At 66.5% G+C, this 16,877-nt stretch carries 15 protein-coding genes and 1 pseudogene; 12 read left to right on the plus strand and 4 right to left on the minus strand.

What is annotated here, in order from left to right; all coding sequences use genetic code 11:
• Nucleotides 1–285 precede the first annotated feature (285 nt).
• The 11 genes and pseudogenes from CR152_RS29125 to CR152_RS29175 form a co-directional block, all read left to right on the plus strand.
• Nucleotides 286–1,494, plus strand: a complete 1,209-nt coding sequence (locus CR152_RS29125; protein ID WP_099880840.1) for an isochorismate synthase — start codon at nt 286–288, stop codon at nt 1,492–1,494.
• Nucleotides 1,491–3,134, plus strand: coding sequence for a (2,3-dihydroxybenzoyl)adenylate synthase (locus CR152_RS29130; protein WP_099880842.1), 1,644 nt, complete (start codon nt 1,491–1,493; stop codon nt 3,132–3,134). Before CR152_RS29125 ends, CR152_RS29130 begins: the two co-directional genes overlap by 4 nt.
• Nucleotides 3,131–4,006 (plus strand): isochorismatase, encoded by an 876-nt coding sequence (locus CR152_RS29135; protein ID WP_099880845.1) that lies wholly within the window; start codon nt 3,131–3,133, stop codon nt 4,004–4,006. The genes CR152_RS29130 and CR152_RS29135 overlap by 4 nt, the downstream gene beginning before the upstream one ends.
• Nucleotides 4,003–7,866: a non-ribosomal peptide synthetase gene (locus tag CR152_RS29140; protein WP_208640218.1), complete on the plus strand. Its 3,864-nt coding sequence runs from the start codon at nt 4,003–4,005 to the stop codon at nt 7,864–7,866. The genes CR152_RS29135 and CR152_RS29140 overlap by 4 nt, the downstream gene beginning before the upstream one ends.
• Nucleotides 7,863–8,699, plus strand: a complete 837-nt coding sequence (locus CR152_RS29145; RefSeq protein WP_099880849.1) for a siderophore-interacting protein — start codon at nt 7,863–7,865, stop codon at nt 8,697–8,699. Before CR152_RS29140 ends, CR152_RS29145 begins: the two co-directional genes overlap by 4 nt.
• Nucleotides 8,696–9,616, plus strand: coding sequence for an ABC transporter substrate-binding protein (locus CR152_RS29150; RefSeq protein WP_099880851.1), 921 nt, complete (start codon nt 8,696–8,698; stop codon nt 9,614–9,616). Before CR152_RS29145 ends, CR152_RS29150 begins: the two co-directional genes overlap by 4 nt.
• Complete coding sequence (locus tag CR152_RS29155) at nt 9,613–10,590, plus strand: FecCD family ABC transporter permease (protein ID WP_208640219.1); 978 nt, start codon at nt 9,613–9,615, stop codon at nt 10,588–10,590. Before CR152_RS29150 ends, CR152_RS29155 begins: the two co-directional genes overlap by 4 nt.
• The gene (locus CR152_RS29160) at nt 10,587–11,633 is read left to right on the plus strand and encodes a FecCD family ABC transporter permease (protein WP_099880854.1); all 1,047 of its coding nucleotides are present in this window, start codon (nt 10,587–10,589) and stop codon (nt 11,631–11,633) included. The genes CR152_RS29155 and CR152_RS29160 overlap by 4 nt, the downstream gene beginning before the upstream one ends.
• Nucleotides 11,633–12,427, plus strand: coding sequence for an ABC transporter ATP-binding protein (locus tag CR152_RS29165; protein ID WP_099880856.1), 795 nt, complete (start codon nt 11,633–11,635; stop codon nt 12,425–12,427). The genes CR152_RS29160 and CR152_RS29165 overlap by 1 nt, the downstream gene beginning before the upstream one ends.
• Before the next feature lie 26 nt (nt 12,428–12,453).
• Nucleotides 12,454–13,236, plus strand: coding sequence for a 2,3-dihydro-2,3-dihydroxybenzoate dehydrogenase (locus CR152_RS29170; RefSeq protein WP_099880858.1), 783 nt, complete (start codon nt 12,454–12,456; stop codon nt 13,234–13,236).
• 244 nt (nt 13,237–13,480) lie between these two features.
• Nucleotides 13,481–13,999: pseudogene (locus CR152_RS29175) on the plus strand (IS66 family transposase); the annotation flags it as partial.
• On the opposite strand, the gene CR152_RS34480 reads toward CR152_RS29175, so the two are convergent.
• The gene (locus CR152_RS34480) at nt 13,924–14,469 is read right to left on the minus strand and encodes a hypothetical protein (protein WP_229413689.1); all 546 of its coding nucleotides are present in this window, start codon (nt 14,467–14,469) and stop codon (nt 13,924–13,926) included. The pseudogene CR152_RS29175 and the gene CR152_RS34480 sit on opposite strands and share 76 nt — an antisense overlap.
• Before the next feature lie 595 nt (nt 14,470–15,064).
• On the opposite strand from CR152_RS34480, the gene CR152_RS33415 reads away from it, so the two are divergent.
• The gene (locus tag CR152_RS33415; RefSeq protein WP_157778812.1) at nt 15,065–15,214 is read left to right on the plus strand and encodes a hypothetical protein; all 150 of its coding nucleotides are present in this window, start codon (nt 15,065–15,067) and stop codon (nt 15,212–15,214) included.
• 207 nt (nt 15,215–15,421) lie between these two features.
• Here the strand turns inward: CR152_RS33415 and CR152_RS33915 are convergent, their stop codons facing one another.
• From CR152_RS33915 to CR152_RS29190, 3 genes are all read right to left on the minus strand, one after another.
• Nucleotides 15,422–15,736: a hypothetical protein gene (locus CR152_RS33915; protein ID WP_208640220.1), complete on the minus strand. Its 315-nt coding sequence runs from the start codon at nt 15,734–15,736 to the stop codon at nt 15,422–15,424.
• Complete coding sequence (locus CR152_RS33420) at nt 15,733–16,026, minus strand: barstar family protein (protein ID WP_157778813.1); 294 nt, start codon at nt 16,024–16,026, stop codon at nt 15,733–15,735. The genes CR152_RS33915 and CR152_RS33420 overlap by 4 nt, the downstream gene beginning before the upstream one ends.
• Before the next feature lie 100 nt (nt 16,027–16,126).
• Nucleotides 16,127–16,765, minus strand: coding sequence for a class I SAM-dependent rRNA methyltransferase (locus CR152_RS29190; RefSeq protein WP_099880862.1), 639 nt, complete (start codon nt 16,763–16,765; stop codon nt 16,127–16,129).
• Nucleotides 16,766–16,877: the final 112 nt, after the last annotated feature.

Raw genomic sequence — 16,877 nt, forward strand, 5'->3', positions numbered from 1 at the left:
TCCGGGTAGTGGCGTGAACGGCAAGGGCCGCCGCGGCATGCGGTGGCAAGCCCGGTTGGCGGGCGGCGGGGTGCGGTACGGGCATGATAGGTCTTTTCAGGTGTGATGAACATTTCGTCATCGTTGACAGGCGTGAAACTTAAGCATACCATAATCAGTAAATGCGAATCAATCTCATTTGCATTAATATTTAGATTGTAAATGATAATCATTATGATCTATAGTTCGGCCCCGCCTACCCGGCGAATCGCTCCGACTGCCCTCCTCACGCAAGGAATATTCACGATGAATGACAGACTGCACGGCCACTATCTGAGCCGTTCCAGCGCGGCCGATCTCCGCGCGCATTACGAAACTGGCGCCACCCTGTTCTCGTCGCCCGGCCACACGCTGCTGGCCAGCGGCAAGCGCAGCATCCTGCCGCCGCAATCCGGATCCGCGCTGGCCGGCGCCGCTGCGGACCTGCTGCGCTCCGCGCGCCGCGACGGTACCGCGACCCCGGTGATGATCGGCGCCGTGCCGTTCCTGGCCGACGCTCCGGCGCACCTATTCATTCCCGAGCACGTGATGATGGCGACCGGCCCGGCCAATCTGCCTGCCGCAACCCCGCAAGCACCACCGGCGCGCGCCCGCTTCCCGCGCACCATCGCATCCGTTCCCACGCAAGACCAGTACCAGCGTGCCGTGGCCCAGGCGGTCGAACGCATCCGCGCCGGTCGGCTTGAAAAGGTGGTGCTGTCGCGCTCACTGACCCTCGAAACCGAGATCGACGTGGCCGGCCTGCTGGCACGCCTTGGCGCGCGCAACGCGCACGGCTACACCTTCGCCATCGATCTCGCGCCGGACCACGACGGCCGCCGCACTCTGATCGGCGCCAGTCCCGAGCTGCTGCTCTCGCGCCATGGCACCCGTGTGCGCTGCCATCCGCTGGCCGGCTCGATCCCGCGCAGCGCCGACCCGCATGAAGACCAGCGCCGCGCGCAAGGCTTGCTGCAGTCGGAAAAGGACCTGCACGAACACGCGCTGGTGGCCGACATGGTGGCCGATTCGCTGCGTCCGTACTGCCACTCGGTGACCGTGCCGGCCGTGCCGTCGCTGATCGCCACACCCACCATGTGGCACCTGGGCAGCGAAGTGACGGCGCAACTGAACGAGCCCGGTATGAGTTCGCTCGCGCTGGCAATGGCGCTGCACCCCACGCCAGCCGTTTGCGGCCATCCCGCCGCACTGGCGCGCAGCTTCATCAGCGAGGCGGAAGGCTTCGACCGTGGTTTCTTCGCCGGTCTGGTGGGCTGGATGGACGCCAACGGCGACGGCGAATGGGCAGTCACCCTGCGCTGCGCCGAAGTGGGCACCCACAGCGCCACCCTGTACGCCGGCGCCGGCATCGTGGCCGGATCGGACCCCGAACTCGAATTCCTCGAAACGTCCGGCAAGCTGCGCACCATGCTGCGCGCAATGGGCCTCGAAGCGGTGCTGGAGGAAGCGGCATGACCAGTGACTATCTGCCCGGTTTCACCCCGTATCCCGACGACTTTGCGGCGCGCTATCGCGAAGCCGGCTACTGGACCGGTGAAACCTTTGGCTCTCTCCTGCGCACCCGCGCGCTTGTTCATCCCGACAGCGTCGCCCTGGTGTGCGGCGCGCGCCGCTGGAGCTATGCCGAACTCGATCGGCGCGCCGACCGCTTCGCCGCTGGCCTGATCCGCCTGGGCATCGCCCCGCGCAACCGCGTGGTCGTGCAACTGCCCAACGTGGCCGAATTCTTTGTCGCCTGCTTCGCCCTGTTCCGCATCGGCGCGCTGCCCGTGTTTGCCCTGCCCGCGCACCGCCGCCACGAAATCGGCCACCTGTGCGCGCTTACCGATGCCGCCGCCTACCTCATCGCCGACAGCGACGCCGGCTTCGACTACCGCACCCTGGCGCGCGAAGTGATGGCCGAAGTGCCGGCGCTGGCGCGTGTGATCGTGCTGGGCGACGCCGCCGAATTCATCTCTTTCGACTCGCTGTATGAAGATGCAGCGCCGATTGCCGGCCCGCAGCCGGGCGACGTGGCCTTCCTGCAGCTCTCCGGCGGCACCACCGGCCTGCCCAAGCTGATCCCGCGCACCCACGACGACTATTTATATAGCGTGCGCGCCAGCGCCGACATCTGCGAACTTGACCGCGACAGCGTGTATTTATGCGCCCTGCCGGTCGCGCACAACTTCCCAATGAGTTCCCCGGGCAGCTTCGGCGTATTCCACGCGGGCGGCTGCGTGGTGCTGGCGCGCCGGCCCACGCCGGACGACGCCTTCCCGCTGATCGAAGCCGAAGGCGTGACCATCACCGCGCTGGTGCCGCCGCTGGCCATGGTGTGGCTGGACGCCGCCGGCGCCACCCGCCACAAGCTGGGTAGCCTGAAACTGCTGCAAGTGGGCGGCGCGCGCCTCTCCGCCGAAGCGGCATGCCGCGTCGGGCCGGTGCTCGGCTGCGCCCTGCAGCAGGTATTCGGCATGGCCGAAGGCCTGGTCAACTACACCCGTCCTGACGACTCGCCCGAACTGACCGCCAATACGCAGGGCCGCCCGATCTCGCCAGCGGACGAAGTCCGCATCGTCGACGATGAAGACCGCGACCTGCCGGACGCCGAAATCGGCCACCTGCTCACGCGCGGTCCGTACACCATCCGCGGCTACTACCGCGCCGAAGAACACAACGCGCGCGCCTTTACCAGCGACGGTTTCTACCGCACCGGGGATCTGGTGATGCGCCTGCCGTCCGGCCACCTGGTGGTCGAAGGCCGCGCCAAGGACCAGATCAACCGCGGCGGCGACAAGGTCGCAGCCGAGGAAGTCGAGAACCACCTGCTGGCCCACCCCGGCGTGCACGACGCCGCGCTGGTGTCGATGCCGGACGCCTACCTGGGCGAGCGCAGTTGCGCCTTCATCGTCACGCGCGGCGCGCCGGTGCGGGCGATTGAACTGACGCGCTTCCTGCGCGAACGCGGGGTGGCCCAGTACAAGATCCCCGACCGCATCGAATTCGTCGAGCGCTTCCCCACCACCGGCGTCGGCAAAGTTAACAAACGCCAGCTGCGCGAACAGATCGCCCAGCTGATCGGCACTCAATCACAAGATCGGCAAGCACCATGACCATCCCGAAAATCGCCTCCTACCCCATGCCCACGGCCATGCCGGACAACCGCGTCACCTGGATGCCTGAACCGAAGCGCGCAGTGCTGCTGATTCACGACATGCAGGAATACTTCCTCGATTTCTACGATACCGCCGCCGCGCCGATTCCCGAGCTGATCGCGCACATCAGGCAGCTGCGCGATGCAGCCGATGCCGCCGGCGTACCGGTGGTCTACACCGCGCAGCCGGCCGAGCAATCGGCCCAGGACCGTGGCCTGCTCACCGACTGGTGGGGTCCCGGCCTGACCGCCAAGCCCGAACGCGCACCGGTCGTGGCAAGCCTGGCGCCGCGCGCGCAGGACACCGTGCTGACCAAATGGCGCTACAGCGCCTTCGTGCGCAGCGACCTGCTGGCGCGCATGCGCGAACAGGGCCGCGACCAGCTGATCGTGTGCGGCGTGTACGCCCATATCGGTTGCCTGATGACCGCAGCCGACGCCTTCATGAACGACATCCAGCCCTTCCTGGTGGGCGACGCGCTGGCCGATTTCTCGGCTGAACAGCATCAGATGGGCCTCGACTACGTATCGCAGCGGTGCGGCGTGGTTGCCAGCACGGCGACCGTGGCCGGCGCGCTCAAGCCGGCAATCGCCTGGCACGCCACGCGCACCGCCCTGCAGGCGGAAGTGGCGGAACTGCTTGCCGTTCCGGCGTCGGACCTGCTCCCCGATGACAACCTGCTCTTCGCCGGTCTCGATTCGATCCGTCTTATGAGCCTGATCGAACGCTGGCGCCGCGCCGGCATCGAAACCACGTTCGTCGAACTGGCCGAACGTCCGACCCTGGCCGACTGGTGGGAACTGCTCGACGCGCGCCGGGTGGGCAAGTGAGCGGCGCACGGCTGGCGCTGACAAGCGCGCAATACGGCATCTGGCTCGGGCAGCAGCTCGATGCCGCCAGCCCCGCCTACTGGACGGCGGAAGCGGTCGAACTAAGCGGCCCGCTGGAGCACGCCCACTTCGAAGCCGCGCTGCGCCAGGCCGTGCGCGAATGCGATGCCCTGCACATGCGCTTTGCCAGCGATGGCGACGCGGTCTGGCAAACGCCCGAGCCGCAGAATGACTGGCCGTTCGCGCGCCACGACATGAGCGAGACTGAGGCCCGGCTGTGGATGCAGGCCGACCTGCAGCAGCCGGCCGACCTGGCGCGCGGCCCGCTGTTTGCCAGCGCGCTGCTGCAAATTGGCCCGGAGAAGGCGCTGTGGTACCTGCGCGCCCACCACATCGCCCTCGACGGCTTTGCCTACGCCATGCTCGCGCAGCGCGTGGCGGCCCTGTATTCGGCCCGCACCGGCAATACCGAAGCGCCGCCGGCGCGCGCCGGCAAGCTCGATCCGGTGGTGGCCGAAGATGCCGCCTACGTCGCATCGCCCGCCTACGCGCGCGACCGCGACTTCTGGATCGCGCGCATGGCCGATGCCGGCGCGCCGGCCATGCTGGCACCATCGGCCACCGTGGCGCGCGGCGTGCGCCGTGTGCGTGGCGGCATCGCCACCAGCACGATCGAACGCTGCCAGACAGTGGCCAGCGCCGCCGGTGTGGACTGGGCCGCCGTCCTGGTCGCCGCCACCGGCGCGTGGCTGCGCCGCCACAGCAGCGCGGGCGACCTGACCCTGGGCTTGCCCGTCATGGGCCGCCTTGGCTCGGTGGCGCTGACCATTCCGTGCATGGCGATGAACATCGTCCCCCTGCGCCTTGCGCCAACGTCCGGGCAGTCGCTGGCCGATTTGGCGCGCGCGGTCGCCGCCGAGATGAAGGCAATCCGTCCGCACCAGCGCTATCGCTACGAACACCTGAAACACGACCTGGGCATGAGCGGCGGCACGCGCCGCCTGTTCGGCGCGGTTATCAACCTGATGCCGTTCGACCGCCCGCCGGTATTCGGTGCGCTGCACGCGGTCACGCACCCGGTGTCGGCCGGTCCGGTTGAAGACCTGTCGATCACCATCGCCCCGGGCACGAACAGCCGCATCGACATCGAAGCCAATCCGGACGCCTACGACGAAGCCACCTTGCATGCGCTGCACCAGTCGCTGTTGAACGCGCTGGCCGCCCTGCTTGAACAGCCCGACGCGCTGCTTTCCGACGTTCTCGGACAAGCGCCGCACGCCACGCCAGCCCTGCTGTCGGGCGGTGAGCTGCCCAGCGCACCTGTATCGGTGCTCGCTGCCCTGCTCACGCACGACGCGCACAAGACCGCGCTGATTCACGGCGACGCCGAACTCAGTTATGCGGAGCTGATAGCTGCGGTCCAAAGCATGGCCGGGCGCCTGCGCGACGCCGGCGTTACCGAAGACAGCCGGGTTGTTCTGCTGCTCCCGCGCAGCCTTGACACCATCATCGCGATGCTGGCCATCATGTGGGCCGGCGGGGGCTACGTGCCGCTCGACCCGGACGGCCCTGCCCTGCGCGTGGCCGCCGTGCTGGAAGACGTGAAGCCGACACTGGTCCTCAGCCTGCGCAAATATGCGCCGCTGCTGCCAGCCTCCCTGCCGCTGCTGTGCGTCGACGAGGCCGCGGCGGCCGATCCGATGCCATCCCCGCTGCCGGTGGCCGACAGCGCGCTGGCGTACATCATCTACACCTCCGGCTCCACCGGCCGGCCAAATGGCGTCATGATCGAGCGCGCGGCGCTGGCCCACTTCGGCGCCGGCGCCACCGCGCGCTACCAGGTCACCGCAAACGACCGCGTGCTGCAATTCGCCCCGCTGCATTTCGACGCCAGCGTCGAAGAGATCTTCCTCACCTTGGGCTCCGGTGCAACCCTGATCCTGCGCGACGACGCCATGCTCGAATCGCTCGAACGCTTCATCGATGCCTGCGCACGCCTGCGCATCAGCGTTCTCGACCTGCCGACTGCGTTCTGGCACGAACTCGCATTCCACGTGGGCCAGCACGGCGCCGCGCTGCCGGACTGTCTGCGGCTGGTCATCATCGGCGGCGAAGCCGCGCTGGCCGAACGCGTGGCGCGCTGGCGCACGGCAGCACCAGCCCATCTGGTGCTGCTCAACACCTATGGACCGACCGAAGCCACCGTCATCTGCACCACCGCGCAGCTGGCTGGCCCGGACGCCATCGCCTGGACCGGCGACGCCGTGCCGATCGGCCGCCCGCTGCCTGGTGTCGATATCGCCGTTGGCGCCCCCCACCCTGTCGGCATCGGCGAGGAAGGAGAACTTTTCCTGATCGGTGGCGGCCTTGCGCGCGGCTACTTCGACCGCGAAGCGCTGACCGCGCAGCGTTTTGTCACGTTGCCGGATGGTCGCCGCGCCTACCGCACCGGCGACCGCGTGGTATTGGGCGAAGATGGAGAGCTGCGCTACCTGGGCCGGCTCGACGACGAAGTCAAGATCAGCGGCCACCGGATCGACCCGACCGAAATCGAAGCCGCACTGCTTCAGTATCCCGGCGTGCGCGAAGCGGCGGTGGTGTGCCAGTCCCAGTCCGACGGCGGCAAGCACCTGCGCGCGTTCGTCGCCACCGCCGGCAAACTGAATGCCCCGGCCTTGCGCGCCTTTTTGGCCGAGCGCCTGCCCGCAGCGGCGGTGCCGGCCAATTACGCCAGCCTTGCGCGCCTGCCACGCAACGCCAACGGCAAGATCGACCGCTCCGCACTGCGCGCCCGTGAACTGGATGCTGCGCCCACCGTGCTCGGTGTCACCCCGCTCGAACAGTCGGTGATGTCCGTCTGGCGCGAGGTGCTCGGCGTGGAGGCATTGACGCCAATGGACGACTTCTTCGCTCTCGGCGGAAAATCGCTGCAGGCGATCCAGGTCGCCAACCGCCTCGGCGCGGCGCTCAAGCGCGAAGTGGCGGTATCGGCCCTGTTCCGCCACCGTACCGTGGCCGCGCTGGCGCATTCGCTCGGCACCGTCGGCCACGCGCCGCCAGCCGCCGCTGCGGGCGGCGAATTCGCACCGCTGCTGACCATCCAGCGCGGCAGCGGCCCAGCCCTGTTCTGCGTGCACCCGGCTGAAGGCTTGTCGTGGTGCTATCTGGGCCTGGCCGCCTACCTTCCGCACACGCCGATCCACGGCCTGCAGGCGCGCGGCATGAGCGGCACGCCGCCGGCCGACATCGACATGCAGCTCGACGATTACCTTGGCCTTGTGCGCGGCGCCCAACCGCACGGCCCATACCGCCTGATCGGATGGTCCTCCGGCGGCGGTCTTGCCCACGCCCTGGCAGCGCGCCTGCAAGCCGCTGGCGAAACGGTGTCGCTGCTGGCGATGATGGATTCCTATCCGAGCGACATCTGGGAAGGCAAACCGGAAGCCGAGGAACGCGACGCCCTGATCGCCATGCTCGACGTGATCGGCGCGCCCTCGGTTGACGCCGACGGCCAGCCGCTCCCGCGCGAGGCGCTGCTGGCCCAGTTCCGCCGGCCCGGCAGCTCGCTGGCCACGGCCGACGACGCCCACCTCGAACGCATTACCACCACCGCGCTGCTGTCGATGCGCCTGTACCGGCAGCTGCGCCATCCGCGCTATGACGGCGACGTGCTGTTCTTCCATGCCAGCCGGCGCGGCCCCGACGCCCCCGACTGGAAAGGCTGGACGCCGTACGTTAACGGCCAGCTCGAACGCATCGACGTCGATTGCACCCATTCGTCCATGAGCCAGCCGGCGCCCTTGGGGCACATCGGCCGCGTGCTGGCGCAACGTATTCACCCGGAAGGCAACCCACGATGAGCACTCCCACACCCAAACGCAGCCCGCCGCGCATGCTGCGCGTGCGCCGCACCTTGCAACTGACCCCATTAATGCGCCGCATCACCCTGGCCGGCGAAGCGCTGGCCGGCTTTCCGCTCGATAGCGACGGCGCCCACATCAAGCTGCTGCTGGCGCGCGAAGGCCAGCGCGAACCGGTGCTGCCGACGCTCGGGCCCGACGGCCCGATGTGGCCACCGGCCGACATCCGGCCCATCGCGCGCACCTACACCGTGGCGCGCTACGACGCCGAAGCGGGCGAACTCGATGTGGACCTGGTCCTGCACGGCGACGACGGCCCGGCCTCGCGCTGGGCCGTGCACGCCCAGCCGGGCGACGCCGTCGGCGTGGCCGGTCCGGGCGGGCCGCCGCGCTTCGTGCCGTCCGCCGACTACCACCTGATGATCGGCGACCCGAGCGCGCTGGCCGCGATTGCCGCCGCACTGCGCGGCGTGCCCCGCAAGGCGCGGGGCACCGTGCTGATCGAAGTTCCCGACCACTCCGAAGTGCAGGCGCTGCCCTACCCCGCCGGCTTTTCGGTGCACTGGCTGTCGCGCCGGGGCGCCCGTCCCGGCGCCAGCACCTTGCTGCTCGACGCGGCAAAAGCGATGGCGTGGCCGCCGGGCCGCGTGTCGGTCACGCTGGCGGGCGAAAGCAACCAGCTGCTGGCCGTGCGCGACTTTTTGCTGTCCGAACGCGGCGTGGCCCGCGCCGACATGTACGCGGTCCCGTACTGGAAAGACGAACACACCGAAGAGGCGTACCACGCCGAACGCCACCGCATCATGGATGAACTGGAAGAAGCCGAATCATGAACACATTCTCACCTCTGCGCCGCGTTGCGCTGTTCGCGCTCGTGGCGCTGTGCGCCGCGCCGGCGCTGGCCCAGCGCAAAATCGTGGACGCCGCCAATCGCGCCGTCACCGTGCCCGAACGCGCGCAGCGCGTGGTGGCGCTGTCCGAACTCGATCTCGACGCCCTGCTGGCCCTGAAAATCAAGCCCGCCGGCGCCACCAAGGGCCGTGGGCAAACGGCCATGCCGCGCTACCTCGGCGCCACTGCCGCCACGATTCCCAGCGCCGGCAATTTTGCCGCGCCCGTGCTCGACCTGGTGGTCGGCATGCAGCCCGACCTGATTCTCGCCGGCGGCATGAGCGACCCGGAGCTGCTGTCCCAGCTCGCCAAGATCGCCCCTACCGTGGTCACCTACCTGCCCGGCGAAAGCTGGCAGGCCACGTTTCGCCGCATCGGCACCGTCATGGGCAAATCGCCCGACGCCGACGCCTTCCTGGCCGACTACATCGCCAAGGCCGACGCACTGCGCCAGCGTCTGGGCGAGCGCGCCAACATCACGGTGAGCGTGGTGCGCTGGAATCCGCAAGGCCCGTCGTACATGCTGCGCGACTCCTTCTCCAGCCTGGTGCTGGCCGACCTCAAGATGCGCCGTCCCGCCGCGCAGATGCAGCCCGGCGCGGCGCATTCACGGCCACTGAGCCTGGAGGCGCTGGCAGCCATCGACGCCGACTGGATCTTTGTCGGCACGCTGAGCGCCAGCGGTCCTGCCAACGACGCGCTGGCCGCGGCGCGCCAGTCGCCGCCATTTCGCCAGCTCGGCGCGTCCCAGCGTAATCAGGTACGCGCGGTGGATGGCTCGCTCTGGACCAGTCCCGGCGGCCCGCTGGCCGCGCTGGCGGTTCTGGCCGACATCGACAAAGCCCTGGCCGCGCCTTGAGTCCTTCCGGCCGCATCGCGCTGCTCGTCCCCATCCTGCCGGCACTGCTGCTGGCATCGATGCTGACCGGAGCCGGCGAAGCCGGCATGGCCGACCTGCGCGCCGTGCTGGCCGGTGGCGACAACTCGCCCTTGCAAATGATCGTGCGCGACGTGCGCGCGCCGCGTACCTTGGCGGCGCTGCTGGTGGGGGCCGCGCTTGGCGTGGCCGGCATGCTGATGCAAACCGTGACCCGCAACCGCCTGGCCGAACCGGGGCTGCTCGGCGTGAATGCCGGCGCGGCGCTCGGCGTCGTGACTGGCATCACCCTGGCCGGCGCCGAATCCGGCCTCGCTTATTTGTTGTGGGCCGGCGCCGGCGCCCTGCTGGGCAACGCCTGCGTGCTCGGCGTGGCCAACGCGGGACGCCAGTCGGGCAGCCCGCTGCGCCTCGTCCTGGCCGGCGTGGCGCTGGGCGCGACCTTTCACGGTTTGAGTTCCGCCATGCTGCTTAGTCAGCCGTCCGGCTACGACCAATACCGCTTCTGGGTTCTCGGCTCGCTGGCCGGCTCCAGCGGCGGCATGATCATGCTGGCCGCACCCTTCATCATCTTCGGATTACTGGCAGCGCTGTTCCTGGCGCGGCCGCTGTCCGCCATGCTGCTGGGCGACGACATCGCCCGCTCGCTCGGGCATTCGCCGCGTCTTCTGCGCGCAGCCGTCGCCTTCACCGCCACGCTGCTGACCGGCAGCGCGGTTGCCCTGACCGGGCCGATCGCCTTTCTCGGCTTGCTGGCGCCCTTCCTCGCACGCGCGCTGGCGCAAGGACTGGCGGCCCAACTGGCGGCATCGGCCTGGGTGGGTGCGATCGTGCTGCTGTTCGCCGACCTTGGCGCGCGCCTCGTGGCGCAACCGTTCGAAACGCCCATCAGCGTCCTCACCGCCCTACTCGGCGCGCCGCTGCTGGTGTGGCTGGCGCGCGGGAGCATTCGATGATGGCGCCCGAACCAGGCCTGGTTGTGCTGCGCGGCGGCGCGCTGTCGGTGCTGGTGGCCAAACGCTCGCTGTACACCATCCTGGCCCTGCTGCTGGCCCTTGCACTGGCTGTCGCCGTGGCCCTGTCGGCTGGTCCGGCGTGGCTGTCGCCATCCCAGCTGCTCGATGTCGTCAACGGCGATGCCCCTGGCGGCACGCGCCTGATGGTGCTGGAGTTTCGCCTGCCGCGCGTGCTCACCGGCGTGCTGGCCGGGGCCTCGCTCGGTCTCGCCGGAAGCCTGATCCAGACCCTCACGCGCAACCGCCTCGCCTCGCCCGACATGCTCGGCGTGGCCGACGGCGCCATGCTCGGCGTCTTCATGGCGCTCATCGTCGGCACCACCGGCATGCTCGGACCGTGGTGGGTCGGGCCCTTGGGCGCCTTGGGCGCGGTGGCGCTGCTGCTGTTGGCCAGCGGCCCGCTCGACAGCCGTGGGCATCGCCTGCTGGTGGTCGGCATCGCCATCGCCAGCCTGCTGCGCGCTGCGGCCGAACTGGTGCTGTCGCAGCAGGAGCTGATGCACGCCAGCGCGCTGTACGCGTGGAGCATCGGAAGCCTGAGCGGGCGCACGTACGGTTCGGCCCTGCCGCTGGCCGGCGCTCTTCTTTTGCTGCTGCCGCCGGCGCTGCTGGCCAGCCGCCGCCTTGCGCTGCTGCGCTTCGACCCCGATATCGCCGCCGGCCTTGGCCTGCCGGTGCGCGCGACCCAGTGGCAGGTGCTGCTGTGTGCCGTGCTGCTGGCCGGGATGGCGGTCGGCGTGTGCGGACCCATCGCCTTCGTGGCGCTGGCCGCGCCATTCATCGGCGAACGGCTGATCGGCTACGGGCGGGCCGCGCTGCTGGCCGCCGCCTTGTCCGGCGCGTTGCTGGTGGCCGCCGCCGACACGCTCGGGCGCGTCGTGCTGGGCGATGCAGAACTGCCGGTCGGCGTGATCTGCAACCTGCTCGGCGGACCATTTTTGCTGTACCTGCTCCTTCACGAGCGCAACGGAGAAACGCAGTAATGGATAAACAAGTCACACAACTCCTTGTGCAAGACCTGCATGCAGGCCATCCGGGCCGCCCCGTGCTGCACGGGATCGACCTGGCAATCGAACCGGGCAAGGTCACGGCCATCGTCGGTCCGAACGGCTGCGGCAAGTCCACCCTGCTGCGCTGCATGGCGCGACTGCACCGGCCGCAGCAAGGCAGCATAAAGCTCGGAGCGCACGACCTGTGGCAAATGCGCCAGCAGCAAGCCTCGCGCACCTTGGCGATGCTGCCACAGTCGCCGCAGGCGCCTGAAGGCATCACGGTCAGCGGGCTGGTTCGCTTCGGCCGCCATCCGCACCAGGGTTTGTTCCGCCAGTGGTCGCGCGAGGACGAACTGGCGGTGAATGCGGCCATGTCGTCCACGGACGTGAGCGCGCTGGCCCAGCGCCGGCTCGATCAATTGTCCGGCGGGCAGCGCCAGCGCTGCTGGCTGGCGATGACCCTGGCGCAGGAGACGCCAATCTTGCTGCTCGACGAACCTACCAGCATGCTCGATCTGGGTCATCAGGTCGATGTGCTGGACCGGGTGCGCGCGTTGGCGAACGGCGGGCGTTCGGTTGTCATCGTGCTGCACGACCTGGCCGCGGCGGCGCGCTGTGCCGACACGCTGGTGGCCATGCGCGACGGCCGCATCGTCGCCGCAGGCGCGCCGCGCGATGTGGTCACGCCGGCACTGGTGCGTCAATTGTATGAGCTTGACGTGGACGTGCTGTCCGCGCCCGGCGACGGTGCGCCGGTGGTGGTACCGGTCAGGCGTTTTCACTAGTTTTCATTCATCGAACAAGGAACAAGATGACAAATCAATTCGAAGGCAAGGTCGCGCTGGTCACAGGCGCGGCGCAGGGCATTGGCGCGGCCGTGGCACGCAAGCTGGCGCGCGAAGGTGCGGCCGTGGCGGTGTTCGATGTGAAAGCCGGTGCGGTCGAGGACATGGCGGCAACGCTGCGCGCCGGCGGCACTCAAGCCATCGGCGTCGCTGTCGACGTGAGCGACAGCGACGCCGTGAACGAGGCCGTGGCGCGTGTACGGCACGAGCTGGGCGAGATCGATGTGCTGGTCAACGTGGCGGGCATCCTGCGCATGGGGTCCATTCTGGACTACAGCGATGCGGATTGGGAGCAGACGTTTGCGGTGAATGCCGGCGGCGTGTTCCGCCTGTGCCGCGCGGTGGCGACCGGCATGGTGGAGCGCAAGCGCGGCGCCATCGTGACGGTGGCGTCGAATGCATCGACCGTGCCGCGCATGCAGATGGGGGCGTATGCCGCGTCGAAGGCGGCGTCGACGCAGTTCATGCGCTGCCTCGGGCTGGAACTGGCGCCGTACGGGATTCGCTGCAACGTGGTGTCGCCGGGGTCGACCGACACCGAGATGCAGCGCCAGTTGTGGAACGGCGCGGATGGATCGCAGGGCGTCATCGGTGGATCGCTGGAGACGTTCCGACTGGGTATTCCGTTAAAACGGATCGCGACGCCGGAGGATATTGCAGATGCGGTGCTGTACCTGGCGTCGGACAGTGCGCGCCACATTACCATGCATGATTTGAGGATTGACGGTGGTGCAACGCTGGGAGCTTAAGGTGGAGGGAGTCCTGTAGCGCCACCGCCCTTATCTCTGGCTGTCGTAAAGACGAAGGCGTTGTTCGGGCAGAACGACGTTGTTGGCGGCGCGACTCAACAACTCGATCAGCGAGAATGGCTCAGATTTGACCTGCCAGATCCTGTCAGAAGACCGCCGGCCTCCGCCTCACAGCGGAACCTGCTAATTTAGTCGCCGCGAAGCAATCAGATTTGCTATTTCCCGGGGTGGCCCCACATCTCCTTGCTGGGCGCAGGCGCGCCGCAAATTCTATGACTTGCACGAAGCCAGACCTTCCGAACTGACGACCGAAGCCTTACGCCGCATCGGCGAACTGTAGGTGATCGAAGCGAAGATCCGGGGCAAGCCACCGCACGAGCGACTACTGGCACGCCAAGCAGAGGCTAAACCGCTGATCGGTGACCTGGCGCGATGGTTGCGAGGCATGCTTGAGAAGCTCTCGCGCAAGTCCGATACGTCGGCGGCGATCCTGTACGCCCTCAATCTGTGGCCCGCGCTGACGCGCTACTGCGATGACGGCCAGATCGAGGTCGACAACTCCGCAGCAGAACGCGCTCTGCGTCGGGCGGCCATCGGTCGCCACAACTACCTGTTTGCCAGCGCCGACACGGGCGGCGAACGCGCTGCCACCATTTACTCGCCCCGCGCGCAGCGCGTAAGGTCCGTTCAGGCCGTCTTCAGGGACTTCGCACGACGGCGTGCCAAGCCCACGACCCCCAGACCAAGTGTCATCAGCGCATAGGTCTCGAGTTCGGGAACAGCGCTGATGGTGACGGCGCCGGGCCCGCCAATGGTCGTGCTGTGCTTGCCATACTCGAAGCCTTCATAACCGGTAATCACCAGTACGTAAGGCGTGTCGGCGTCCAGGTTGGCCACGAAGCCCGATGTGGTCGTACCAAGAAGATCGTCGTTACCGATCAGGGCGTTCGTCAGCGACGAGCTGGGATCGAAGCTCGGGCTGTAAAGGAAAACCAACGAGTCGAAAACCGCCGTCGTCAAGAACGAGTACTGGCCCGCCGCGGAGACCGTGAATCTGAATTGGTTGAAGCTGACATCCGTGCCGATTTCCGACAATCCGGAAAGGTTCTCGACCGGTCGATTAAAGATGGCGGCGCCAGTCGTGTCGCCGGTGATGGTGTGGATGGAATCAGCCTGGGCGGTCGATGCAAAGGCACAAAAGGCCAGGGCGAGCAGTGTCGATTTCAGAAACATGGTCATTCCTTTTTGATAGTTGCTAAGTCATTGGGTGGGAGGGGGAAAGCTCAAGCAAGACCGCAGCGCTCGTAAAGAGCGCGGGTCTTGCCGGCACGTTGCTATCTGGTTTGCGCTGGCAGGATGGCGATCCGCCGGCCTCGCCCGTCGACCGACATGGTCGGCGCCGTGCTATCGACGCTGGGTCTGGCAGCCTGGCCGTTTTGCACGGTGAACGACGAAATCTTCGAACGTCGTTTGCCGTCAAACTGACCATCGAACTGCACCGCCAGGCGGCTCGTCTAAAGCTGGCGAAGGCCATATTCCAATGTGCCCCGAACATCCATGAACGTCTCTCCTATTGGTCAATCGCCAAAAAACCATGGCAACCTCCGTTGCCATGGTCACGTTTCGTTGCCCAGGGCTGTACGGGCCGCAGCAAGCGCGGGGCTCATCCCGCCCTGCGGCAGATTTGCCTGTTAACAATATCCCATTGTTAACAAATATTAAAATATTTTGTGACACTTGTCAGATGCGGACACCGCCTCTTGCTAATCGTTGGCCGAAAACAACAAGCTGCAAATGATTGCTGTCACCTGCTGTACCAATACCGCCCATGCGCCTGCTGGACTACCTCCATTGGCTGCTCGGCGTCAGCTCCGGCGGCAAGGTCGAACCAGGCGATATCCTGATGACGGAGGTAATCGACATGCTGGCCACCAGGCTGCGCACGCCGTTGCAGGTCTGCGCAATTTTTTCTAGATAGGACGAAAGTGGAAGCGCCGTACGAGATCTCTTGCTGTCTTTTACCAAGTGATCAAGGAGCTCAATGTCTGCGCGTGTCAGTGCCAGTCCAGGCTTGGCGTCTGGGTATGTGCGGTTGAGCATGGTCAAGAAAAATAGACGCCAGCTGATTCTGCAAAGGACCGAGATCAGATTGGCGAGTCGGTCTGCGGATCGCAGCCGCGAATCCTCAGCCTTGCATCCAGATGTGAGTAACTTGTGGAATGTTTCGATCTTCCACCGCAGGGCATACCAATCCAACTTGTCGATCGCCTGGCGCCGTGACGTGACAGGCGGACCGGTGATCAGCTTCCACTTGCGCTGGATAGATTGTCTTCCTGAGTGCGTTGCAGCCTTTGAATTTGCTGCGCGTCCAAAATTTGATCGCAGCCAGACCGGGCGACACTCCCTCGGTCGTCATGGCCAGACTGGAATGCATCAGGATGCCGCAAAATTGAATCGACGTCAGATTCCGGCCGAGAACTGTCACAAGGAAGGTAGTCAAGGCACACCTGGTAGAAGAATTTTCACGCCGACACCAGCCATCAAGTCCTCAGCAATTCGTCGCAGCCCAGTGAACAGCAGGGGAAGTTCGACTGTCAAAGCGCGAACGTTGATTAATTCGATTTCACACTTGCCTGGCCAACCAGGGCCACCCGCTGAGACCGCATCCCAAAACGCACTCAGATTTCTACCGAAGTATTCTTCGCCTTCGGGGCCGACTACTTTGCAATAGAGGTCCCAAAAGTCTCCCTCGGTTTTTACGGCCGCACAATCCAGGATATATTTTTTCATTTCACTTCTATTTCCGCCATTGGATTCGCTGCCAGCTCACCTTGAAAGACTTTTAGTTCATGCGAAAGCAGCCCTCAGGTCAAGTTCGAGACGCTACACATCAGCGAAACTTATAGCGCTCGCCCGTCTTCAAATCCAACGCGAACTTGACGCCGTTCTCGGTGACCGGCACTTCATCCGGCGGCTCGTCGCCGGCCAGCGCGCCTTCGACGAACGCCAATCCTTCGCCCTTGCGCACCAGTTCATCGGCGCGCTCGTACACATTGCGGCAGCCCGTCTCCGCGATCAGGGTCTGCACGATCGGCACCTTCCACGCGTCCACGCCGGCAGCCTGGAATTCGCAGATCAGATACCCCTCTTTACCGCCGTACTGCTCCACCAGCAAACCAGGCAGGTTGTCCGCCTCGGCGTTAACCAGCTTGACCACTTGATCGGGGCGCGCTTTCTTCGCCGCCGCCGCGCTCTTGGCCAGGGCCGCCTTGACACGCCGCTTGATCAGCGCGTGGTCGACCGGCTCGCCTTCGTCGAAGGTCCACACCCGCGCGCGGATCTGCGACTTGGAATTGTAGGCGGCGCGCGCCAGGAATTTGGTCGACGACGACTGCACGATCGCCGTGCCGCCCGCCTTCATTTTTTCGTTCGGCTTGCCGTCGACTTTTTCAATCGCGGACGCGTAAATCCAGGGCTCGCCGGCGAGCAGGCTCTTTTCCTTGCCCTGTTTGATGGTGATGATCAGCATGTGGTTCCAGTGAAAATGCATTGCAATACCGAATGATACCGCCTGCGGTCCCATTTAGAGCCCCTGCTCTACCTCCACAAGATTTTTCTTGCGCCTAGACCGATCGTCTATA

The sequence above is a fragment of the Massilia violaceinigra genome (assembly GCF_002752675.1).
GTDB lineage: Bacteria > Pseudomonadota > Gammaproteobacteria > Burkholderiales > Burkholderiaceae_D > Telluria_A > Telluria_A violaceinigra.